Source organism: Novosphingobium sp. BL-S-33, from assembly GCF_056857025.1.
The window spans coordinates 3,533,274-3,555,307 of the sequence record NZ_CM166474.1 but is presented as its reverse complement, the minus strand read 5'-3'; the positions used below and the strand labels follow the sequence as shown (position 1 = coordinate 3,555,307).

General features: G+C 65.2%; 19 protein-coding genes and 1 pseudogene. 12 read left to right on the top strand and 8 right to left on the bottom strand.

Annotated elements, in window-relative coordinates:
- Nucleotides 1-176: 176 nt before the first annotated feature.
- Nucleotides 177-1,016 carry an IclR family transcriptional regulator gene (locus AC1VVM_RS16420; RefSeq protein WP_482904669.1) on the top strand — a complete coding sequence of 280 codons (840 nt, stop codon included), beginning with the start codon at nucleotides 177-179 and terminating at the stop codon, nucleotides 1,014-1,016.
- A 130-nt stretch (nucleotides 1,017-1,146) separates the two neighbouring features.
- Nucleotides 1,147-2,205: a phosphotransferase family protein gene (locus AC1VVM_RS16415; RefSeq protein ID WP_482955521.1), complete on the top strand. Its 1,059-nt coding sequence runs from the start codon at nucleotides 1,147-1,149 to the stop codon at nucleotides 2,203-2,205.
- A gap of 150 nt (nucleotides 2,206-2,355) precedes the next feature.
- Here the strand turns inward: AC1VVM_RS16415 and AC1VVM_RS16410 are convergent, their stop codons facing one another.
- The 4 genes from AC1VVM_RS16410 to AC1VVM_RS16395 form a co-directional block, all read right to left on the bottom strand.
- Complete coding sequence (locus tag AC1VVM_RS16410) at nucleotides 2,356-3,555, bottom strand: amidohydrolase family protein (RefSeq protein WP_482955520.1); 1,200 nt, start codon at nucleotides 3,553-3,555, stop codon at nucleotides 2,356-2,358.
- An 86-nt stretch (nucleotides 3,556-3,641) separates the two neighbouring features.
- The gene (locus tag AC1VVM_RS16405; protein WP_482955519.1) at nucleotides 3,642-4,826 is read right to left on the bottom strand and encodes a thiolase family protein; all 1,185 of its coding nucleotides are present in this window, start codon (nucleotides 4,824-4,826) and stop codon (nucleotides 3,642-3,644) included.
- Nucleotides 4,823-5,266, bottom strand: coding sequence for a Zn-ribbon domain-containing OB-fold protein (locus AC1VVM_RS16400; protein ID WP_482955518.1), 444 nt, complete (start codon nucleotides 5,264-5,266; stop codon nucleotides 4,823-4,825). Before AC1VVM_RS16400 ends, AC1VVM_RS16405 begins: the two co-directional genes overlap by 4 nt.
- The gene (locus tag AC1VVM_RS16395) at nucleotides 5,266-6,477 is read right to left on the bottom strand and encodes a CaiB/BaiF CoA transferase family protein (protein ID WP_482904665.1); all 1,212 of its coding nucleotides are present in this window, start codon (nucleotides 6,475-6,477) and stop codon (nucleotides 5,266-5,268) included. Before AC1VVM_RS16395 ends, AC1VVM_RS16400 begins: the two co-directional genes overlap by 1 nt.
- A gap of 158 nt (nucleotides 6,478-6,635) precedes the next feature.
- Here AC1VVM_RS16395 and AC1VVM_RS16390 point away from each other — a divergent pair, with 158 nt between their 5' ends.
- Nucleotides 6,636-7,712, top strand: coding sequence for a phosphotransferase (locus AC1VVM_RS16390; RefSeq protein ID WP_482904664.1), 1,077 nt, complete (start codon nucleotides 6,636-6,638; stop codon nucleotides 7,710-7,712).
- A 91-nt stretch (nucleotides 7,713-7,803) separates the two neighbouring features.
- On the opposite strand, the gene AC1VVM_RS16385 is transcribed toward AC1VVM_RS16390, so the two are convergent.
- Together AC1VVM_RS16385 and AC1VVM_RS16380 are read right to left on the bottom strand one after the other, a co-directional pair.
- Nucleotides 7,804-10,494 carry a TonB-dependent receptor gene (locus AC1VVM_RS16385; RefSeq protein ID WP_482904663.1) on the bottom strand — a complete coding sequence of 897 codons (2,691 nt, stop codon included), beginning with the start codon at nucleotides 10,492-10,494 and terminating at the stop codon, nucleotides 7,804-7,806.
- A 398-nt stretch (nucleotides 10,495-10,892) separates the two neighbouring features.
- A complete protein-coding gene (locus AC1VVM_RS16380) occupies nucleotides 10,893-11,624 on the bottom strand; it encodes a dienelactone hydrolase family protein (RefSeq protein WP_482955517.1) in 732 nt (243 codons plus the stop codon).
- A 246-nt stretch (nucleotides 11,625-11,870) separates the two neighbouring features.
- Between AC1VVM_RS16380 and AC1VVM_RS16375 the strand changes: the two genes are divergently transcribed.
- From AC1VVM_RS16375 to AC1VVM_RS16355, 5 genes are all read left to right on the top strand, one after another.
- Nucleotides 11,871-12,521, top strand: coding sequence for a TonB family protein (locus tag AC1VVM_RS16375; RefSeq protein WP_482955516.1), 651 nt, complete (start codon nucleotides 11,871-11,873; stop codon nucleotides 12,519-12,521).
- Between the two features lie 92 nt (nucleotides 12,522-12,613).
- Complete coding sequence (locus tag AC1VVM_RS16370) at nucleotides 12,614-13,660, top strand: mannose-1-phosphate guanylyltransferase (RefSeq protein WP_482904660.1); 1,047 nt, start codon at nucleotides 12,614-12,616, stop codon at nucleotides 13,658-13,660.
- Nucleotides 13,661-13,671: 11 nt separating this feature from the next.
- Nucleotides 13,672-14,487: a class I mannose-6-phosphate isomerase gene (locus AC1VVM_RS16365; protein WP_482904659.1), complete on the top strand. Its 816-nt coding sequence runs from the start codon at nucleotides 13,672-13,674 to the stop codon at nucleotides 14,485-14,487.
- On the top strand, nucleotides 14,488-14,952 hold the full coding sequence (locus tag AC1VVM_RS16360) for a DUF2721 domain-containing protein (RefSeq protein WP_243652514.1): 465 nt from the start codon (nucleotides 14,488-14,490) through the stop codon (nucleotides 14,950-14,952).
- A 90-nt stretch (nucleotides 14,953-15,042) separates the two neighbouring features.
- Nucleotides 15,043-16,329, top strand: coding sequence for an MFS transporter (locus tag AC1VVM_RS16355; RefSeq protein ID WP_482904658.1), 1,287 nt, complete (start codon nucleotides 15,043-15,045; stop codon nucleotides 16,327-16,329).
- A 552-nt stretch (nucleotides 16,330-16,881) separates the two neighbouring features.
- Here AC1VVM_RS16355 and AC1VVM_RS16350 read toward each other — a convergent pair.
- The gene (locus AC1VVM_RS16350) at nucleotides 16,882-18,642 is read right to left on the bottom strand and encodes a fatty acyl-AMP ligase (protein ID WP_482904657.1); all 1,761 of its coding nucleotides are present in this window, start codon (nucleotides 18,640-18,642) and stop codon (nucleotides 16,882-16,884) included.
- A gap of 150 nt (nucleotides 18,643-18,792) precedes the next feature.
- On the opposite strand from AC1VVM_RS16350, the gene AC1VVM_RS16345 reads away from it, so the two are divergent.
- Both AC1VVM_RS16345 and AC1VVM_RS16340 read left to right on the top strand, forming a co-directional pair.
- Nucleotides 18,793-19,362 carry a regulatory protein RecX gene (locus AC1VVM_RS16345; RefSeq protein WP_482955515.1) on the top strand — a complete coding sequence of 190 codons (570 nt, stop codon included), beginning with the start codon at nucleotides 18,793-18,795 and terminating at the stop codon, nucleotides 19,360-19,362.
- 3 nt (nucleotides 19,363-19,365) lie between these two features.
- A complete protein-coding gene (locus AC1VVM_RS16340; protein ID WP_243652513.1) occupies nucleotides 19,366-19,869 on the top strand; it encodes a DUF192 domain-containing protein in 504 nt (167 codons plus the stop codon).
- Nucleotides 19,870-19,876: 7 nt separating this feature from the next.
- Here AC1VVM_RS16340 and AC1VVM_RS16335 read toward each other — a convergent pair whose 3' ends face one another.
- Complete coding sequence (locus AC1VVM_RS16335; RefSeq protein WP_482955514.1) at nucleotides 19,877-20,947, bottom strand: extracellular catalytic domain type 2 short-chain-length polyhydroxyalkanoate depolymerase; 1,071 nt, start codon at nucleotides 20,945-20,947, stop codon at nucleotides 19,877-19,879.
- A 219-nt stretch (nucleotides 20,948-21,166) separates the two neighbouring features.
- Here AC1VVM_RS16335 and AC1VVM_RS16330 point away from each other — a divergent pair, with 219 nt between their 5' ends.
- Both AC1VVM_RS16330 and AC1VVM_RS16325 read left to right on the top strand, forming a co-directional pair.
- On the top strand, nucleotides 21,167-21,574 hold the full coding sequence (locus AC1VVM_RS16330; protein ID WP_132386695.1) for an NADH:ubiquinone oxidoreductase subunit NDUFA12: 408 nt from the start codon (nucleotides 21,167-21,169) through the stop codon (nucleotides 21,572-21,574).
- A 131-nt stretch (nucleotides 21,575-21,705) separates the two neighbouring features.
- Nucleotides 21,706-22,005, top strand: a pseudogene (locus AC1VVM_RS16325) (DUF2155 domain-containing protein); the annotation flags it as partial.
- Nucleotides 22,006-22,034 lie beyond the last annotated feature (29 nt).

Sequence of the window (22,034 nt, the reverse complement as noted above, 5' to 3'; positions counted from 1 at the left end):
GGGACCCCGCTGTTCTTGGCGGCGTCGCAAGAAGGAAGCGGGGCCCCCGCCTTCGCGGGCGCGACGAAGTGGTTTTTTGTAGGCCGTGCTTGTGATGGTGGCACTTCTGCGTCCCCATTGACGAACCCCTCCACGCCCCATAACCCGACAGGTAATTCGAAATAGCGAAAGCACCCATGTCGCGTTCTTCTCCCGGCGTCGCCCGCATGGCCGCCATCCTCAATTTCATCGCCGATCATCCGGGGCAGTCCTTCGCGCTTACTGATCTGGTGCGCGCGCTGAAGCTCAGCCGGGCGACCTGCCATGCGCTGCTGACCGGGCTGGTCGACGTGGGTTATCTCTACCGCACCAGCGACAAGACTTATGTGCTGGGCCCGGTGCTGGCCGCGATCGGGCGCACCGCAGCCGAACACTTCTCACCCTTGCAAGTCGCGCAGCCGGAAATGCGCAAGCTGGCAGACGATTTCGACGTCGTCTGCGGCGCCTATTTCCTGGAAGGCGACATGATCCACCTGCGCGAGCGCGCAGCCTCTGCCAGCCATGTCGGCTATCCGGTGCCGCTGGGCACGCGCATGCCGCTGCGCTGGGTGCAGGCCACCGCCTTCTTCGCCCGCAACCCGCGTGAGGCCGATGCGGCGCAGGCGCGCATCAATCCCTCGCCCTCGGTCGAGCAGCTTGAACAACTCCATAGCGGCATGGCCTTCGTGCGCGAACATGGCTTCATTGCCCTGACCCGCCGGCCGGACAGCGCTCCGGGTAGCAGCAGCATGGTCGGCGCCAGCCTGGACGACCCGCCGGTCATGCCGGAAACCGTGCTGGAAGCGGGCAAGACGTACCCGCTCATGGCGGTCATGGCTCCGATCTATGACGCGCGCGACCGCGTTTCGATCTCGCTGGTCATGGCCGGCTTCAGCGGAGCGCAGACCGGCGCCGAAGTGCGCAAGGCGGGCGAGGCACTGGCCGAGGCCTGCACGCGCATCTCGCGCTTCCTGATCGGCCAGCCCGAAGCCGCCTGATTCTCCGTCGTCCGGGCGGATTCGCCCCCGCAACAAGCCTGCCGTGCTTGACCGTCCCCGCTTGTCGATTTATCAAATAGTCGAAAATAAATTCGCGATTTGGAATTGCAATAAAGCGGGAGAGTGCTGGATGTCGGACGTGATCGTCGCGCCGGAAACCCGGGACCTTGAGGAACTGGCGCGCGCGCTGGCCAGTTGGCTGGTCGAACGTATGCCGCAGGCGCGTGACGTGAGGATCAGCGATCTCGCCTATCCGCGCGGGGCCGGGCAGAGCCACGAGACGATCCTGTTCGAAGCGCATTGGCGCGAAGACGGCGCGGCGCGGCAGCAAGGTTGTGTCGTGCGGATCAAACCGGGCGGTTTTACGGTCTTCCCCGACGACTTGTTCGTTCAGCAATACCGCGTGATGAAGGCGCTGGCCGAAAGCGGCGCAGAGAACGGCGGGGTCCGCGTCGCTCGCCCGCTGTGGTTCGAGGAAGACCCGGCGCTGCTGGGCAATGCCTTCTTCGTCATGGAGCGGAAAGTGGGCCGCGTTCCGGTGTCGATCCCGCCTTATGCGCGCGAAGGCTGGCTTCGGGACGCTGCGCCGGAGCAGCGCCGCACGCTTTGGCGCAATGCCGTGAAGCAACTGGCGGCGGTGCAGCGCGCGCCGCTGGATGGGCTGGACTTTCTGGCCGGTCCCGCCGGTGAGCGCGGGCTTGAGCAGGAATGGGCCAAGTACAACCGCTTTGCCCGATGGTTGCAGGACGTGGAGCCGCTTCCCGTGCTTGACGCCGCGCTGGACCGGCTGCGCGGGCTTTGGCCGGCGAACCAGCCCGAAGGCCTCGTCTGGGGTGACGCGCGGATCGGCAACATGATGTTCGATGAGAACTTCGACGTGATCGCGGTGATGGATTGGGAGCAGCCCTCGCTCGGCGGGGCGTTGCATGATCTGGCGTGGTTCTGCGTGATTGCAGACACGATGCACGGGCCGGCGTCGACTTACGGCGCTCCGCTGGAGGGCATGGGCGGCCCGGAAGAGACCGTGGCCCTGTGGGAGGATCTTACCGGCAAGTCCGCAGCCGACCTCGAATGGTACGAGGATTTCGCGAAGTTCAAGATGACCTGCACCGGCATCCGCCTCGGCCATCTGCGTGGCACGCGGATGATGGACGAGGCGGCGATGGCGAAGCGGTTGAAGGTGGGGTGATGGGCTGCGCGGCAGCGCGGGATCCTTCGACAAGCTCAGGATGGGCGGGGTTGGGGTTTTGCGCATCGTGCCTTCCCTCCACTCGTCATCCTCGCGAAGGCGGGGATGACGGAGCAAATTGGGCTATCGACTACGCGTGCTGCCCGACGCCTACGAAAGCCCCAGCAACTTTCGGCAATTGTCGTGAATGATCGCCCGCACATCCGCTTCGGGCACACCCGCGAAGTCGCGCCGGATCACGTCGCGGGAACGCGGGAAGGTAGTTTCCGAATGCGGATAGTCCGATGACCACATGATGTTGCGGCCGCCCGGAAGGTCGCGGTTCAGGATGCCCGCGCGATCCTGGATGAAGGAGCCGTAGATGTTGCGGTCCATGTAGTAGCTGGGCGGGTTCTTCAGCGGCGATTCCGTCCAGTAGCGCTGCTTTTCCCAGGTACGGTCGTTGTACTCGGCGAACCACGCGAACCAGCCCACGCCCGATTCCATCGATCCGATCTTCAGGTCCGGGAAACGGTCGAACACGCCGTTGTAGATGAGGATGCCGATCGGCTCCGCCATCGCCAGCTTGCTCATCGGCATGTCGGCCAGGAAGTACTCCTTCTGTCCGAAACGCGGCACCCGCGCGCCGAGGTGGAAGGTTATGACGATCCCGGCGTCGGACACTGTCTTCCACAAGGCGTCGAAGGCCGGGTCCGAATATTGCAGCGCGCCCTTGGCGTCTCCTGTCAGCGCCGAGACTTGCCCATCCTTCAGCGCCTGCACACCCGAGGTGGTCTTCCACGCCTCCGGGTTCTGCGGGAAGGCGGGCAGGTTGATGGCGCGGAAACCCTTGGCGGCGAGCCGCCTCACATGGGCGCAAGTTTCCTCGATATCGCGCATCGGCACATAGCCGACGGGAAACAGCCGGTCCGGCGCGGCTGAGCAGAAGTCCAGCACCCAGTTCTGATAGGCCTCATAGCTGGCGACATAGAGCTCGTTGTCGAGCGAGCCGAGTGGCCCGCCGCCGAATAGCAGTGCCGCGCCCATATGGTCGGCATCCATGTCGGCGAGGCGCGTGGCGGGTTCCCAGACCTTGCGTTGGTCGGCAAGGCGGCCCTTCATCTTGAAGTTCTTGCCCTCGCGCCCCGCCTGGTTGTTGATCATCATGAACGGGCGGCGATTGCCTTCGAAGCAGATGTAGTCCCCGTCCTCGGCATGCTCGATGAAAGGCACGCGGTCCTTCAGGTGCGCTGGCAGGTAGTCCTTCCACATGTCATGCGGCGGATCGATGTGGGCATCGGCGTCGAAAATCGGACCGTAAGTCCATTCGCTTTCGGCGCCTTTGCGGATCGCCGGATCGGCCTCGCTCATCTCCCGGTTCCTCTCGTTCTTTAATTCGCTATTGTGAATATATTATCGTCATAACGAACTGAAAAAGTCAAGGATGCGACTCGCCGTCAGTCGCGCCGCAAGATCATCGCGCCGTATCCGAAGCCGCCGTTGGAGATCAGGCAAGTCCGCGCGTCGGCCACCTGCCGACCCCCGCCGCGATTCCAGAGCTGCATGCAGGCCTCGTGGATGTGCCCATATCCGTGCAGCCGTCCGGCCGAGAGCTGGCCGCCGCCGGTATTGAGCGGCAGTTCGCCGTCCAGCGCGATCCTCGTGCCACCTTCGACGAAGCGGCAGGCCTCGCCTTGCGGCGCCAGCCCCAGCGCTTCCATCCAGAGCCACATATGGATCGAGAATCCGTCGTAGATCTGCGCGCAGTCGAGGTCGGCGGGTTTCAGGCTGGTGCGCGACCACAGCATTTCTCCGGCGCGGCGGGCGGCGGGCAGAGTGGTGAAGTCGCCCTCGTGCCGTCCGACCCAAAGGCTGCCGACCGCCATTCCGGTGGCCTCGATATGCAGCGGCGGGTTGCGCAAATCTTTCGCGGTGTCCCGGTGCGAGAGGACGATGGCGGTGGCGCCGTCGACATGGGCGTCGCAGTCGTAGAGCCGCAGCGGCGAGGAGATCACGCGCGAGGCGAGGTAATCGTCCAGCGTCAGCGGCGCCTTGTAGATCGCTGCAGGGTTGTGCGCGGCATTGCGGCGGGCATTCACCGCCAGCGCGCCCAATTGCGCTTCAGTGGCGCCGTATTTGTCGAAATAGGCCTGCGCATAGAGCGCGAACATGTTGATCGGCGAAAGCGCGCCAAACGGCACGGTCCAGGCATTTGTCCCTTCCACCCGTGCGCCGCGTCCGCCCATCAGCGTGGAGGCGCGGGCCTGCGCGCGGGCACTTGCCTGCGCCACGGTGCGGAACACCACGACATGGCGCGCCAGGCCGCAGGCGATCGCGGTCACAGCGTTGAAAATCGGCGCCATGTGGCTGAAACCCTCGCTGGAGGTGAGAGTCCAGCGCGGTGACAGGCCCAGAACCGCCGCCGCCTCGGCCGTGCTCACCGGGGCGATGCCGCCGCCTTCGGCCGATTTGCCGGGATAAGTCGCGATGCCGTCGATCTGGCGCGGCGAGAGTCCGGCGTCGGCAATGGCGGCAAGGCAGGCGTCGGCGGTAAGCTGGAGCGCACTGCGCGAGGACGGGCGCGCCACTTCGGATTGCGCCGCGCCGGTGACGCAGATCTGCTTTTCGGGAAGCGCCGTCACAGACCGTCCTCCGCCGCGAAGAAGGGCAACCAGACGTCTTCGTGCTGTTCGAAACGGACCCGGACCGGTAGCCCAATGCGCGCGGCGGCGGGATGCCCGTCGAGGTTGGCCAGAACGTGCAGGCCGGTCTGTTCGGCCAGTTCCACGGCGGCGAGCACGAAGGGCACCGGCAGGCCCGGCAACCACGCCTCGTAATTCACCGTATAGCTGATGACCTGGCCTCTGCCTGAGACCGGCTCGGGCGCGAGTTGCTCGCTGCCGCAAGTGGCGCAGCGCGGCAGGGGTGGGTGCTGCCAGGTGCGACACGTTGCGCAGCGCTGGATGCGCATCATGCCGTCTGCGCCCGAGGTCCAGAAGAAGGCCGTCTCGGGTTCGAGGGCCGGCAGTTTGCGTGGCGGTGGCGCCGACGGTGCGCGCGAAGCGGGACTGTCCGATGCCATCAGAACACCACGCCTTGTACCTTGAGGTCGATCACCGCGTCTTCGTCATAGCCGAGTTCGGTCAGAACCGCGTCGCTGTCCGCGCCCAGTTCCGGGGCGCGGGTGGAGGGCAGGGCCTTGCCGCCGAACAGCATGGGGCTCGCCACCATCGGGATCGCAGCGCCGCCGCCCGCATCGACCGCGCGCAAGTAGTGGTTGGCGCGGACTTGCGGGTCGTCCTTCAACTCGCCCACGTCCTGCACGACGTCCCACTGGCCGTCCTGCCGGGCCAGGATGGTCTTCCATTCGTCCAGCGGTTTCGCGGCGAAGAGCGCGGTCACTTCGGCGTGGCACTCGGCCAGATGCGCCCGGCGCGCGGCGGCGTCGGCAAAGCGCGGGTCGGCGGCGAGGTCCGGCCTTCCGGCAACGTCGCAGAAGCGCGCCCAGTAGCGATCCGCCTGCAACATGCAGAGCGCCACGAAGCGGCCGTCGGCGGTGCGGTAATTGGCCACCAGCACATTGTGCGGAGGCCCCGCCGGACGCGGGAAGCGCTGCACGTCCTCGGCAGTCGCCTGGCAGATCAGTCGCTGCTGAGACCACATCGCGGTCCCGAGCAGCGAGACATCCACTTCGCTCGCTTCGCCGGTCATCGCGCGCTGGGCAATGGCGGCGCAGATGCCGGCCGCCAGCATCGCGCCCGAAAGCGTATCGCCGAAGGCTGGCCCGGGCGGGCCAACGGGCTGCGCCGCGTCCTCCGCCGTCAGCGAGGAGGCGATGCCGCCGCGCGCCCAGAAGGTGATGGCGTCATAGCCGCCTTTCTCTCCGTCCGGACCGTTCGGGCCGGTGGCGCTGCCGCTGGCGTAGATCAGGCGCGGAAAGCGGGCGCGCAGGGTCTCTACATCGATCCCCATCGAGCGGCGCGCGGGAGGGAGCAGGCTGGTAAGGAACACGTCGGCGTCCTCCAGCAGGCGGCCCAATACCGTACGGCCCGATTCGTGGCGTAGATCGAGCGTGATCGAGCGCTTGCCCCGGTTGTAGCTCTCCCACGACCAGTCGTATTGCGCTTCCGGATTCGAGAGCGCGCCGATCTTCAACCCGCGCAAGGGGTCGCCAGTGGGCGGTTCGACCTTGATGACTTCCGCCCCCAGATCGGCGAGCATCCCGCCGCAGGCCGGGACGAACGCCCACATCGCCACTTCGACAATCCTGATGCCTTCCAGCGGCCTTCCCATGTCCTGTCCGTCCTGTACCGAGCCTTTGCGATGCGTCCGGCAAGACAATCGCGTGACCGTTGAAATTCTCTATTGCGAATGATGTACCGAAATGGAGAATTGAGCAAGCTGGGCGAGGCCGACCAATCGTCTCGCCGGATGGCATCAGGGAGAGGCCGATGACGATAACTGCCGCACGCTTGCCGGAGGCGCCGCTGGAGCATTCCGGCCCGGTTCCCGCGACTTTGGCCGAAGCGCTGGACCCGCAGTGGCTGGCGCCGGTGCTGGCGCATCTGTCCGGTGACCGGGCGATCGTGGCGGTCGAAACTGTGGAGGTGATCCGCACTGTTGCCACCAAGGTCCGCTTTGCCGTGCAGTTCGAAGGCGAGGGGGAGGCGCAGCGATTCTGCCTCAAGGGCTTGCTCGATGTGGATGCGGCCACCGCGCGCGGCGGCCCTACGTGCGTGCTGGAGGCCGATTTCTACAACCGCCTTGCGCCGGTGCTCGATCTGCGGGTGCCACCTTGCGTCGCCACCGCGGTCGACCGCGAGGCGCAGCAGGCGGTGACGGTGATGCGCGACCTGATTGCGCAAGGGGCGGTGTTCTGCTCGGCGCTGGATCCCTTCGGCGCCGATGATGCGGCGGCCAGCCTTGGCCTGCTCGCGCAGCTCCATGCCCGGGCGGACTTGCTGGACGGCGCCGACTGGATCGCCCCGCGCGTGGCGCAGCTTGCGCGGATGGATTATGTGACGCCGGAAATGCTGCAAGACCTGCTCGACGGCCCGCGGGGAGAAGGCATCGCGCCCGAAGTGCGCAATGCGAACCGTCTCGCGGCGGCGATGCGGGCACTGGGACTGCGCGATGCGGGTCGGCCAGACTTCCTGCTGCACGGCGATGCCCATGCCGGGAACCTGTTCCGCGCGTCGGAAGGCATGGGCCTGATCGACTGGCAATTGCTTCAACGTGGGGGGTGGGCGCTTGACGTGGCCTATCACCTGAACGCGGTTCTGCCGGTCGACGTGGCCGAAGCGGAAGAGCGCCGTCTGCTGGGCGAATATCTGGCGGCAATGCGCGGTCATGGATGCGCGATGCCGGACGCGGAAGAGGCCTGGACGCAATACCGGGAGGCGGTGGTCTACGGTTATTACCTCTGGTCGATCACCCGCCGTGTCGATCCGCCGATCATCGAGGCTTTCGTCGGTCGCTTGGGCCGGGCGGTCATGCGCCACGACAGCTTCGCGCTGCTGGGCGTCTGACGAGAGAAGGGCCGTACGCCAGCGCGTACGGCCCTTCCCATTTTCGTCTGGGCGAGAGGGAATGCACCATGGGTGCATTCCCGAACCCGGTTCAGCCTCCGAAGTGATACTTCAGAGTGAAGCCATACATGCGCGGCGCGCCGACCGAAGCGGTCTCGAAGCCGGTGCCGGTCGAAAGGCCTGGGAAGAACGAGTAGTACTTTTCGTTGGTTACATTGGTTGCGAAGAAGCCCGCATCGATGGGCGTTCCCGCGATATTGTCCCAATTGACGTTGACGTTCAGCAAGTCGGTGGGCTGCAGGAACGTCAGGCTCTGGATATAAGCGACAGTCGCCGGATCGGAGACCGAGCCCGCCTGGCAATTCGGCATGTTCTGGTTGGCCGTGCCGTTGCAGCCCGCGTAGAAACGGTTGCCGGTATTCGCCAGCATCTTGTCGGTATGCGTGAAGGTCAGGCCGAACGAGACCTTGCCCACGCTGTCGGGCAGCGGCAGCGTGTAGGTGCCCGATGCGGTGATCTTGTTCTTCGGCGACAGCGCCAGCGGATCACCCACAAGGTAAGTGCCCGAGAGCACATAGGGCGAGCCGGGTTCGAGCGAGAAGGTCTCGGCCGAAGTCAGCTTGGTGTTGAGGTAGGTATAGCCCACCTGCAACAGCAGACCTTGGAACGGGCTGATCGAGGCGTCCACTTCGATACCCCAGATCCGCGATTTACCGGCGTTGACCGGGGCCGCCGTGGGCGAAACCGGAGCAGCGACGCAGTTTCCTGCGGCATCGGTCGATTGGCAGGGGTTGGCGTTGAAGCCGAGCTGGAGCTGCTGATCGGCGAACTTGTTGTAGAAGCCCGCGATGTTGAAGTTGCCCGGTATCGAGCCATGCCAGCTCGTCTTGGTGCCGATTTCGAAAGCGTCCACCTTTTCGGGATTGAACGTAGCGAAGGCGGTCGTCACGTTGGGAGCGATGCCACCGGCGCGATAGCCGCGTGCGTACTTGGCGTAGACGAGGATGTCCTGCGTTGGCGTGTAGTCAAAGTCGATCAGCCAGGTTGGCGCCGAAGACTTCTGCTTGAGGTCGCGGCGGCAACCGTTCTCCGCGCTCGGGTCCTGCACCGGTGCGTCGGGGTAGGTACAGAACGAGAAGAGCGGACCCGCCGGTAACGGCTGGAAGGTCGGGAAGCTAAGCGGGTAGCCGGTGATTGTGGTGGTCTGGACGCTCGTGTTGTTCTCACGGTCCCAGGTGTAGCGGAAGCCGCCGGTCAGCTTGAACTGGTCGGTGAACTTGTAGGTCGCCTGCGCGTAGAGGCCCACGTTGTGGAACGATGTGCGGCCTGCGGTAGTGTTGATCGCACCGGCATGCTGGGTGGGATCGAAGGCTCCGCCGAAGAATACCGGCGTGACCGCGGCGAGATAGCCGAGGATGTCATAGCACTCGCTGGCCGCCAGCGCGGCGGCATTGGCGCAGGACTGGATCACGGGCGACTTCGAACCCACCAGCGAAAGCGGCTGGACCGATTCCAGATAAGCGCCGGTCTGCCAGTTCAGTTTGTCGTCGCTGGAGTGGCCCTGGACCTGGAATTCTTCGGTGAACGTCGATTCGTCCGCCGTATGACGGCCGGGCAGCGGCTGGCTGCTGGCGAAGCCGAAGCGATAGCTCGACAGGCCGATCTGCGGGATCGCCGGCGTTTCAAAAGCCGTGCCGAAGATCGGGTTGCTGAAGGTATCCGTCAACTGGCCATAGCTGGCGATGTTCTTGATCGTCAGTGTGTCGCTGGCGTGCCAGGTCGTGGTGTTGATAATCTGCCAGACGGTGAGCAGCGAGCGCGGATCTGGCAGATCCTGTGCGAAGTCATAGAAGCCCGAACCCTGATAGTTGGAGCTGCCCGGCGTCAACTGCTCGCTGGCGAAATGGCCGAGGCTGTAGGCCGGATCGGCCGCGATCAGCTTCTGCGCGTCACCATGCGTATCCGAACGCGAATAGGTGGCGATCATGTAGTTTTCGAGGTCAGGCGTCAGGTCGGCGATTACGCTGAGGCGCGCCGCGACATAGTCGACGTCGTTGAAGTCCTTGGGGCCGACGCCGCTGTTATTGTGCAGGTAGCCGTCGCGCTTCATGCGGTCGACACCGAGGCGCACCTTGAACGTATCGGAGAGCGGAACGTTCAGGACGGCCTGGACGCGGCGCATGTCGTAATTGCCGATCGAGCCGGAGACGTAGCCCTCGAACGTGTCGGTCGGCCGGTTGGGCACCAGCAGCACGGCGCCGCCAGTGGTGTTGCGGCCGAACAGGGTGCCCTGCGGGCCTTTCAGCACCTGCACGTTCTGAAGGTCGAAGAAGGCGCCCGGGCCCGCGCCGTCACCCGAGGGGAGGCCGTTCGAGGCACCGCGAGGCGCCACCACGTCGGCGAAGTAGACGCCCACCGACGGTGCCGTGCCCAGATCCTGCACGAAGCCGCGGATCGCGAACGACGAGTTCTGCGAGCCGAAGTTGGTGTTCGCCGACAGTGAAGGCGTGCTGGTCGCAAGGTCCGCCGCGCTCACGACGTTGCGGTTGTTGAGCTGTTCCTGGTTGAACACGGTGATCGAGATCGGCACGTCCTGCAGGCGTTCCTCGGTACGCCGTGCGGTAACGATGATGTCTCCGGGATTGATCGTCGGACTTTCGCGTCGTGCCGATTCCTGAGGCGCGTCCTGCGCCATGGCCGGCGATGCCGCGATCAGTCCCGCAGCCGCCCCCACGGAAGCCACGCCCAGCATCAGCGAAGTCCTGAAATTCCTTGAAATCATCTTGATCCTCTCCTCCGGAAACCATGTTCTCACGCAGGCCGCCCCGCTTTTGCGGAAAGGTATGCGACGCCGGCTCTTGCCGGTCAGGCGCATCCGCGGCTTCTTCGACATTCTCTGGAAGGTGTGGGCCGACGATGGGTCGGCCGGCCATTCACGCTCCCCCTGGTACCGTATTGCGGTGCCGGTTTGCCGGCACTCTTGCTTAAGTCCCGCCCTGGAACCTGCCCAAGATCGGGCAGCGCCGAAATTCGGCATGTTCTGGGTAGTTGTCCGTATGCACCTTGATTCTGTGCCTAAGTTGGAAAGTATCGTTCGAACGGGGACTGTGCAATTCTTCCGATGAGCCTTCCTCATTTCTTTCCAGGGACAGTTGCCTCCAGGAGACACCTTGGTGTTGCTCAGAGGCTGATAGTTTCCTCCAGCAGCGCAATTGTTCCGTTCCAGGCAATCCGGTGTGCTGTTCGGTTATAGGCGATCCCCGGGGCGATACCGTCATGGTCAGGATCGGTGAAGGCGTGCGCGACCTTCGCGAACAGGGTGAGTTGATAGTCCACGCCGGCCGCATCCAGTTCAGCGCGCAGTGCCTCGACATCGGCGGGCGGGGCGTAAGGATCCTCGCCCCCGGTCCAGATCGCGACTCGTGCGCGCACGGCGCCGGGCTGGGCGGGGGCATGGGTGCCGAGCAACCCGTGGAAGCTGGTAACACTGCGCACCGGCGCGCCGCTGCGGGCGAGTTCGAGCACGCACTTGCCGCCGAAGCAGTAGCCTATCGCGGCAATCCGCTCGGGATCGACATCGGGCAGGGCGCGCACACGCTCGAACCAGACGAGCACACGTTCGCGCAAAAGCGCCGGCTTGGCCATGAGCGCGGCAAAGTACGTGCCCGCCGCCGCGTTCGTGGAGAGATCGGCGCCGACCCCGTACATGTCGGGCGCGACAACCAATCGTCCACCAGATGCAATTTCGCGCATCGCCTGGAAGAAGCTGTCGCTGGGTCCGGTGGCACCGGGGAACATCAATACGGCGGCACAGGGAGTACGTGCATCCGATATGCCCGCATCCGGGCGCACCAGAAGGCCGCGCAGAACTACGTCGTCATGCTCGGATTCGAGGGATTCGAAACCCTTCATGCGTTTGTTTCTCCCCTCCCTGTTCTCTCTCGGCGACGAATCGGCGTCGCATTGGGGAACATAGGTTCGGTAATGAGAATGTATCGGCCGACCGATCCTGTCAAAGCCCGTTCTGGCCCTTCCCTTGCCGGGCCTCGTCTTGTCGACGTGTCCTTGCCTCCTCCGCGGTCGCCGTGGCATCGGGTGGGCATGGCACCGGAGGCAACAGCGGCCGATCTCAGGCCGCCACGGCGCATAAGGCTTGGGGTGGCGGCTCTGGTGATCGTGCTGCACGTCCTGGCTGTCATCGTCCTCGCGCGCGCGTTCGCGCCGCAATTCGTGGCCGATGTGGCGCGGACCGTCACGCAGACTTTCGACATGCCGCTCGAACCGCCGCATCGTCCTGAAACCACGTCGAAAGCGGGCACAGCGGGTGCGTCGGGGAAGCGAGCGACACCGCGCGATACCGCTCTTCCGAAAGCTGCGACGCCGGTCCTGCCGACCGAGGCGCCGCCGGTGGTCGGAACCGGCCGGGACAACGCTGTCGGAGCGAGTCCCTCCGGCCTAGGCCTCGGCGCGGGCAAGGAGGGCTCCGGGACAGGCGGTGGCGGTATCGCGGTCCAACCTGTCAAAATCGCAGGCGATATCAATTCGGCGCGCGACTTCCCCCGCGCCAGTCGCGATCTCAGACTCGGCCATCAGGTCGTGGTCATCCTGCGCATCGGTACCGACGGGACGGTGACGTCCTGCGGGGTCTCGCAGCCGAGCCCCGATGCAGAGGCCGACCGCATAACCTGCCATCTTGCCGCCGAACGCTTCCGTTTCCGCCCGGCGCGCGATGCTGCCGGAAACCCGGTCGAAGCGGACTATGGCTGGCGCCAGCGCTGGTTCCTCGCGGGCCAGAGTGACGGTGATTAGCGGGGATGCACCGTGACGCCGTCGTTGCATTGCACCGAAGGACCGGTATGGCGATTCCCATGTCTCTTTCTTCGCGAGATGCTTCACTTCCCATGCCCCAGATCGTTCCGGTCATTCTCTGCGGCGGCAACGGTACGCGGCTATGGCCGCGCAGCCGTGCCGATCGTCCCAAGCCGTTCCTGCCGCTGGTCGGCGAGACCACGCTGTTCGAGGCAAGCCTCGCACGCTGCCCGGCGGCGCAGGGCTTTGCCGCACCGGTGGTGGTGACGGGCGCCAAGCACCTCGAACATGTCGAGGCGCAACTGGCCGGCGCGCCGGGGGCGACCGTGATCGTCGAGCCTGCCGCGCGCAACACTGCCGCCGCCATCGCGCTGGCCGCCTGCCGCCTGCCCGAGGACGCGGTGATGCTGGTCTGCCCGAGCGATCACCATATCGGCCGTCCCGAGGTCTTCTCCGATGTCGCCTGCGCAGCGGCGGCGCTTGCCGCCGAGGGCTGGCTGGTCTCCTTCGGTATCGAGGCGACCCGGCCCGAGACCGGCTTCGGCTACCTGAAGCGCGGCGAGGCCATCGAAGGCACCCCCGGTTTCCGCACCGCCCAGTTCGTCGAGAAGCCGGACCTCGCCCGCGCGCAGGCTTTCCTTGAGGACGGCAACTACGCCTGGAACGGCGGCATCTTCGCGTTCCGTGTGGGCGACTTCATGGCCGAACTCGCCGCGCACCGGCCCGAGATCGCCGCCAAGGTGCGCGAAGCGGTCGAGAAGGGCGCCGAGGATGGCCACCGCTTCCACCCCGATGCCGTCACTTTCGCCGAAGTCGAGAGCGATTCGGTGGACTACGCGGTGATGGAGAACACCAGCCGCGCCGCCATGGTGCCTGCCGACATGGACTGGTCGGACATCGGCAACTGGCAGGCGCTGCATGACGCGCTCGACCGCGACGGCAGCGGCAATTCGGTGCGCGGTGCGGGCGATGCCGAGCTGGTCGACTGTACCAATGTGCTGGTCGATAGCGACGGGCCGCGCGTCTCGGTGATCGGGCTGTCCAACGTGGTGGTCGTCATCGACGGGAACGAGGTGCTCGTCACCACCGTTGAAGGCGTGCAGAAAGTCGGCAAGCTTTCCGGCGCCGTGAACCAGTAAGGGATAGAACAATGACTGCCGCACTCGCGATCCGCGAAGTCGAGAAGCCCTGGGGCAGGGATGTCCTGCCCGCGCCTTTCGTCGCGCCCGAAGGTGAGCGCATCGGCGAGGTCTGGTTCGAGCCCCCGGCGGCGCTCCCCGACCTTCTGGTGAAGTACATTTTCACCAGCGAAAAGCTTTCGGTGCAGGTGCACCCCAGCGACGCACAGACGAGTGCCAAGGGGCTGGGCCGTCAGGGCAAGGAAGAGTGCTGGCTGATCGTCGCGGCTGAGCCCGGCGCCACGCTGGGCATCGGTTTTGATGCGCCGATCTCGCAAGAGGCCATGCGCGCCGCCTCGCTCGATGGTTCGATCGAGGGGCTGATGACCTGGCACGAAGTGCAGCCCGGCGACTTCTTCTACATCCCGGCCAACACCGTCCACGCCATCGGCGCGGGCGTGAGCCTGATCGAGGTGCAGCAGAACAGCGATATAACCTACCGCCTCTACGACTACGGCCGCCCTCGCGAACTCCATCTGGACGAGGGCATGGCCGTATCGAAGGGCGAGGTCTACGATCTGGCGCGCTGGCACAAGCGCGTTCCCGTGCGGAAAACGCAATCGTTGGTCGATGGGCCGCTGTTCCTGCTCGATCAGGTGGTCGGTGCCCCGACGCCGGAAATCGCCGCCCGTTATCCCGGTGCCGTACTAGTCATTCCGCGCGAGGAATCTGTGAAAATCGGCGGAGAACTGGTCGCTCCCGGCGGCTGCGCGCTGGCGACCTCGCTGGCCAGCGTCGAATTTGCGGACAACGGTGTCTACTTGCTGGCAAGGGCCTGTGCAGCCTGAATGACCTTTGCAATAACCGACACCATGATCGTCCAGACTATCCAGTTGGCCCTGACGCCGGTGTTCGTGCTTGTTGCAATCGGCAATATCCTCAACATCCTTTCCACCCGGCTCGGGCGCGTGGTTGACCGCGCGCGCGAGTTGCAAGGGCGGCACAACGTGACCGAGGGGCCGGAGCACGACATGATCGTGCTGGAAATCCGGCTGGTCGACAGGCGCATTACCATCATCACCAAGGCCATCCGCTTCATGGTGCTTTCGGCGCTGTGCATCGGCACGACCGTGGCGGTGCTTTTCCTGCAAGGCATTGCCGGGCTGGACCTTCACGGGGTGGCGGCGATGATCTTCCTGGCTTCGATCGTGCTCCTGCTGGCAGCGCTGGTGCTGTTCCTGCGCGAGACGCAGGTCGCCAAGGACGCGCTCAGCATCCCGCGCGACTATCTGGAATTGCACCGCACCATCTGATTTCGGCGGCCAGGCGACCGGCGCGCACTATCGCCGGGGCGATTGGCGTTTCCGCCTTTGGCCCTAGGTTCTCTTCCAAGGGAGAGAACAATGCACGCACCGGAAAGGGGGCGGCCGGTACAGGCCGACCAGAGGCAGGAATGGCGTTCGGGCTGGACGCTCGTTCTGGCATCGGCAGTCGGCTTCTCGTTCTTCTCGGTGCTGCTGGCGGCGACGGGGCTGTTTTTCGAGCCGCTGGGCAAGGAATTCGGCTGGAGCCGCTCAGTGCTTTCGGCTGGGCCCGGGATCGCGACGTTCGTCACCGCGCTGCTTTCGCCGTTTTACGGCGCCTTGATCGACCGTATGGGATCGCGCCGACTGGCGCTGCCGGGGATCGTGCTGGTCATGATCTCGATGAGCGCCTTCGCGCTGGCCAATGGCTCCGAGGTGCAGTGGCTGGTGATGTGGGGCGTGTTCGGCCTTGTCGTCACTTCGATCAAGTCGACTGTCTGGACCACTGCGGTCGCGGGTCTGTTCGAAAAGGGCAGGGGCCTTGCGCTTGGCGTGACCGTGGCGGGAACGGCGGTGGCGCAGGCAGTCGTGCCCCCGCTCGGCAACTTCCTTATCGACCACACCGGATGGCGCGGTGCGTTCGTCTGGTTCGCGATCGGCTGGGGCGGGCTCACGCTGCTGCTCTGCGCGCTGTTCCTTTACGACGTGCACGACCGCGCCCGCCAGGCGGCGCAGAAGTCGGGCGGAGTGGTCGCGGCGCGCAGCACGCTGCACTTGCCGGGCCTTACCCCGCGCGAGGCGCTGCGCAGCCGGGCGATGTGGCAGCTGGGCCTGTCGACGTTTCTGGTCATGGTGCTGACCGTGGGGCTGGGCATCCATCTTTTCCCGATCCTGACCGAAGCCGGCGTAACCCGCACCAACGCGGCGTGGCTTACCGCGTTGACCGGGGTCGCTGGCATTATCGGCAAGCTGGTGACCGGCGCGCTGCTGGACCGCTACCGGCCGAACTGGATCGGCGGCGTGACCATGGGGGTTACGGCGGTAACTTTCCTCGTGCTGATCGGCGCGATCAATTCGACGGCGGCGGTGATTTTCGGCCTGCTGGTCAACGGCTATGCGGCGGGGACGAAGACGCAGATCTGTGCCTATCTCACGGCCGGATACGCGGGCATGCGGCACTTCGGCGCGATCTACGGGGTGATGGCGGCGATGGTCGCTTTCGCGTCGGGGCTGGGGCCTTGGTTGGCGGGCGTCGTTTACGACAAGGCCGGCAATTATGGCCCGTTCCTTTGGGCAGGCGTGATTGGCTGCGTGGTGAGCGGCCTGCTGCTGGTGACCTTACCCGCCTATCCAAAGTGGGATGAGCGCGAGCAAGCGACGGACTGAAATCGGGCGCAGAAATGGAACCCTCGCGGCGAAGCTGCAGTCCCGGGAACATTGCGTCCACCCCAAGGATCAAGAGACGAAAATCGCCTCCAACGCAGAACCAAATCTTTGCGCCTTTGCGCGATTCCTCCCTTTTTCTTCTCCGCGTCTCCGCGCCTCCGCGTGAATCATTCGAAGGCGCCGATTTCACAGGTCAGGCACTCCGCAAGACGCCGCACGGACAAGTCGAATTGCCTGGAACGAAATCGTTTCACGCGGAGGCGCGGAGAAGAAAAAGAAGGAAAGAGGAATCGCGCAAAGGCGCGAAGGCGCAAAGAGGGTGGGTTTGCCGCAGGCTGGCGGTTCCCGGCGACATTGAGGCTGTCGTAAGGCTTGAGAGACGGACATTGCTTGCGGCGCCGACCAACATCTTTGCGTCTCTGCGTGACTCAAAAAAGCGAAACACCGCGCCGGTAAGGTGACGGGCTATCGTGGCCTCCGGCATCCGCCGGAATCGAAACGGGCCGGAAAGCTCTCGCTCCCGGCCCGTCCCTTTTAATCGATTGCCTGAGATCAGGCCGCGATCTTGAACGGCTCGATCTCGCCCGAAAGGTAGAGCTTCTTCGCCTTGGCGCGGCTGAGCTTGCCCGAGCTGGTGCGCGGCAGGCTCTTCGGCGGAACCAGTTCGACCACGCAGTTCATGCCGGTGATCGAACGCACCTTGTCACGGATCAGGTCGCGCAGTTCGATGCGCTTGACCGGATCGGAAACACGACAGTGCACCAGCACCGCAGGCGCTTCCTCGCCATTCTCGGTCTCGACCGAGAAGGCGGCGATGTCGCCATGGTTGAACCCCGGCAGCTGTTCCACGGCCCATTCGATATCCTGGGGCCAGTGGTTCTTGCCGTTGATGATGATCATGTCCTTCGCGCGGCCGACGATGAACAGGTAGCCATCGGCCATGTAGCCCATGTCGCCCGTATCCAGCCAACCGTCGACGAGGCAGGCCTCGGTCGCTTCGGGGTCGCGGAAGTAGGAGTGCATGACGCTGGTGCCGCGGCACCAGACCTTGCCGATCTGGTGGTCGCCCAGGCTCGCGCCGGATTCGCCCCGGATCACCACTTCCATGTCGAGCACGGGCTTGCCGCAGTTGACGATGGCGCGGTAGCGGGCCGGGCGGCTGAGGTCGCGGGGGCTGCCGGAAAGGCGCTCTTCCTCGACCAGTTCGACGCGGATGCCTTCGCCCGGGGGCATGATGGTGACGGCCAGCGTCGCTTCGGCCAGGCCATAGCTGGGCAGGAAGGCCGAAGCCTTGAAGCCCGCATCGGCAAAGGCATTGACGAAGCTCTGCATCACGTCCGGGCGGATCATGTCGGCGCCGTTGCCGGCGAGACGCCAGCGCGACAGGTCGAAGCGATCCCCCACGTGGCTCTGGCTGGAGATACGGCGGGCGCAGATGTCGTAGCCGAACGTCGGCGAGTACGAGATCGAGGTGCCCTCGTTCCGCGTGATCATGTCGAGCCATGCCAGCGGACGGCGGGCGAAGTCCTCGGTCTTGAGGTAGTCGCCCGAGACTTGGTTGGCGATCAGCGAGAGGAAGCAGCCGACCAGACCCATGTCGTGGTACCACGGCAGCCACGAAACGCAGCGGTCAGTGTCGCAGACTTCCATGCCGTGGCTGTGCGCGGCAAGGTTCGACATCAGCGAACGGTGGGTGACCGCTACGCCATGCGGGAAGCGGGTCGATCCGCTGGAATACTGCAGATAGCAGATATCGTCCGGGCCGGCCTTGGGCAGTGCGACTTCAGGCGCATCCTTGGCGGCGAAATCGGCCCATGTGGCATGGCCGCAGCCCTGCCGCTGGGCGGCGGCGGCGGTCATCTCGGCGATTTCGTCCGGGCCGACCAGCAGGAGCGGGTCCGAGCTGGCAAGCTGGACCGCAAGCTGCTCGATATAATTGTCCTTGCCGCCGAAGCTGGTGGGCAGGGGCAGCGGCACCGGCCAGGCGCCTGCGTAGACGATGGCGCAGAAGAGCGCGGCAAATTCCTCGCCGGTTTCGGCGATCAGGGCGATGCGATCACCCGGTTTGACGCCGCGCGCGACAAGCGCGTGCGCCACCTTGATCGAATCCGCACGCAGTTCGCTGAACGGGTAAACCCGCTTCAGAGTGCCACGCGGATCGTGGAAATTGAACCCACGCTGCCCCTTCGCTGCATAGTCGAGGGCATCGCAGAAAGTGTCGAAATCGGCAAAACGGCGGGCAAGCGCATCCCGGTTGGGGGTAGCGACAAGTGCTTCAACCGCTTGCGGCACCATGCTGATGGTGTCGGTCATTTCGTTATAACCCGTTGTTGTTATACCGTTTTATTCTTCAGGAACCGGGCGCTTTTATCCTGTTCAAGCTGAACCGGACATAGCCATCCCACCTGCATGGTTCCGTGCGCTCTCCCCATTCCGAGCCGAGTGTGGCACGAATAGGGCAAGATGTCCGACAAGCGTCGCAATCCACAACCGCTCGACCAGATCCACCTGGAAGAATTAGCGCTCGCCTATGTCGCGCGTTTCGCGACGACGCAAGGGAAGCTGCGCGATTATCTGCAACGCAAATTGCGTGAGCGGGGCTGGGCGGGTGACGAATCACCCGATCTGGCCGCGCTGGTGGCCCGTTATTCCGACCTTGGCTACGTCGACGACGCCGCCTGGGCGCGGATGAAGGCGGGCAGCCTGCTGCGACGCGGCTATGGCGCGCGGCGGGTGGGGGAGGCGCTGGGGCACGCGGGGCTGGACGAGGATATGCGCGCCGCAGTGCGACCGGACGACGCGGCCGAGCGGCAGGCGGCGCTGGTTCTGGCCCGGCGGCGGCGGTTCGGGCCCTTCGCGGTTCAGCCCGAGGACAGGCTCACGCGTGAAAAGCTGCGGGAGAAGCACATCGCGGCGATGCTGCGCGCCGGGCACCGGCTCGACATGGTGCGCGCGATCGTCGATGCCGAGGATCCGGAAGCGGCCGAGGAATGGGCCGATGCCGGGATCGAATCGGAAGCCAGAGACGTCTGAGACATGGACATCGCTCGCAAGTTTGCCGCTTTTCTGCTGCTCCCCGTACTGATGCTGCCGGCCGCCTGCTCGAAAGGTGCGGCCGAGGCGGCGGCCACTGCCCCGTCCGAAACGGCATCGGTCCATCCCGAATCGGGGCTCGCGGTGGTGCCGCTGACGGTCGGACTGGCGTCGGGCAAGAGCCATGCCTTCCGCGTGGAAGTGGCCGCGACCGAGGCGGAGCAGGCCAAGGGCCTGATGTTCCGCACCGAAATGGGCGCGGACGAGGGCATGATCTTCCCCGAGAAAGCCCCGCGTCAGGCGGCCTTCTGGATGAAGAACACGGTAATCCCGCTCGACATCCTGTTCATCGGGCCCGACCACCGCGTGCTCAACATCGCCGCCGATGCGGTGCCTTATGATGAGCGGCCGCTGCCGTCCAAGGGGCCGGTGATCGGCGTGCTTGAACTCAACGGCGGCCGCGCCGCGCAGCTCGGCATCGCTCCGGGTGACAAGGTGAGCTGGTAGGGCCTTCTCAGGTTCCGGTTTCGGCAAGCCGGTCGATCATCGCCTGTACCGAACTGATCTGCGGGCCATAGCGCGTGGCGAAAGGCCCGGTGTAGCCCCACCAGTCCCAGCAGCCCATCGGATTGTCGGATAGCGGGCTTTTCTCGACTTGCGGATAGAGCACCACGATGCGGTTGGTGTCGGCCCAGGCGTTGTATCCAAGCTGCGCATAGACCGCATTGCCGGTGTAGGCGGCAGCCTGACCGCAGCCGTGGAAGACGACATGGATGCGGCAATTCGCGCCGGTCTCGCGGCAGGGCTTGGGAATATAGACATAGCCGGTCGTCGCCATGGCGCTGAGCGCGGAGAGATAGGGCGACTGCGCGAAGGCTTGCGGTGCGCTCGATAGAGTTGTGGCCGGGGGTGCGAGGTCGCCGCCGATGACTTTGGTCAGGATTGCGCCGGGCTGGTCATAGCGCGGCATGCCGGTGGCCGTGGCGTCGGCACCGCAGCGGTTCACGAACGGCGTGCCCAGAATGCCGCAATTGTGCGGCGCGGTGAGCGAAAGGAAGGCGTGCTCGGCCGGGAAGTTCTGGAGATACTGAAGGTTCGCGGCGGGCACGCCGACATCGAGGTAGAAGTCGCGCAGAGCATCGAGCGCGCCCTTGCCCACCACACTGTCGGCCGCGCCGTGGAAGAGGTAGACGCGCTGATCCTTCACATGGACGAGCGGATCGATGGCGCCGCTCATCTCGTTCATCTGTGCGACGATCCTTGCCCCGGCGCCCGAGGGCGTGCCGGACATGCAGGCCGTGACCACAGTGATACCCGCCAGTCCGCAGCCATAAGGTCCGCCCGCGACGATGCCTACGCCGCTTACCGTGGCGGAATGGATCACCGAGAACTGCGCGGCCATGAACCCGCCCGAGGACAGGCCCGAGACAGTGACGTGATTCGCGTCCACGCCCAGAGCGGGCAACTTGGCCAGCCTGGTCGCGGTTTTTGGCGCTGCATCGGCACGCGATGGCGGCATCACGGTTGAAAAAGCGAACGGGAGCAGAGCGACAAATGCAAGTCGCGTGAAAACCTGTCGACGCATGCGAAACCCTCCCCAGGGTTGTTGCCAAGCCAAGCGCCTTCAGGCTTCTCTCCCGCATGAGAGGCTGATCCTGCGGGCCCCGCATGTCCAGCGCGCGTTCGGGGGAGATGCCTCGGAAACGGAATAAGAAGCGGGGCTGCCCGCGAAACCCCCAGCGACTATCGTTTTCGCACGGGAACATGCTTGGCATCGGCGCGGAACGGCGCTAACGCGCAGCCCATGGGAATCCTGTCCAAGATCTTCACCTGGTGGGACGGCGCCACCATTGGCACCTCGCTCTGGAGCTCGCGCAATGGCGAGCACGTCGGCACCGACGCGCAGGGCAACAAGTACTATCGCTCGAAGTCCGCCAAAGTGCGGACCACCGAGGGGTATGACCGCCGCTGGGTGATCTACGCGGGCGCCAACGACGCCAGCAACGTCCCCGCCGAATGGCACGGCTGGCTGCACCACAGCTATGACGGCGTGCCGGAAAGCCACCTGCCGCCGCCGCGCATCTGGGAAGTGGACTATTCGCCGAACGCCACTGGCACGGTCGAAGCCTACCGCCCGCAGGGCGCGCTCGAACGCGGTGGTGTGCGTGCTGCTGCCACGGGCGATTACGAAGCCTGGTCGCCGGAAGCCTGAGCACAAGGCCTGTGAAGCGGGTCTTCGCCTACGCGCCGATCTTCGTCTTGCCGCTGGCGCTGGCCGCCTGCGGCAAGGGTGAGCCCGCGCCTGAGGCGCAGGATACCTCTATCCCCGATGCCATTGCTGGCATGCAGGCCGGCCCGGCGCAAGCCGCGCAGGGCCAGCAGCTCGGCACGCCGAACAAGGACCGCGTGGTCACGCTCGGCGTCCTCAACAAGCGCAACAACCTGACGCAGGACCTGGTGATGAGGCCGGGCGAGGCCAAGCGCATCGGCAATCTGGTGGTCAAGGTCGCCACTTGCGAGAAGTCGCTCCCCTGGGAACGGCCGCAGGAAGAAGGCGCTTTCGTTCAGGCCTTCGTCGAGGAACGCGCCAATGCGAACGAGAAGCTCGCATGGCACAAGGTGTTCTCGGGCTGGCTGTTCAAGAATTCACCCGCGCTCAACACCGTGCAGCA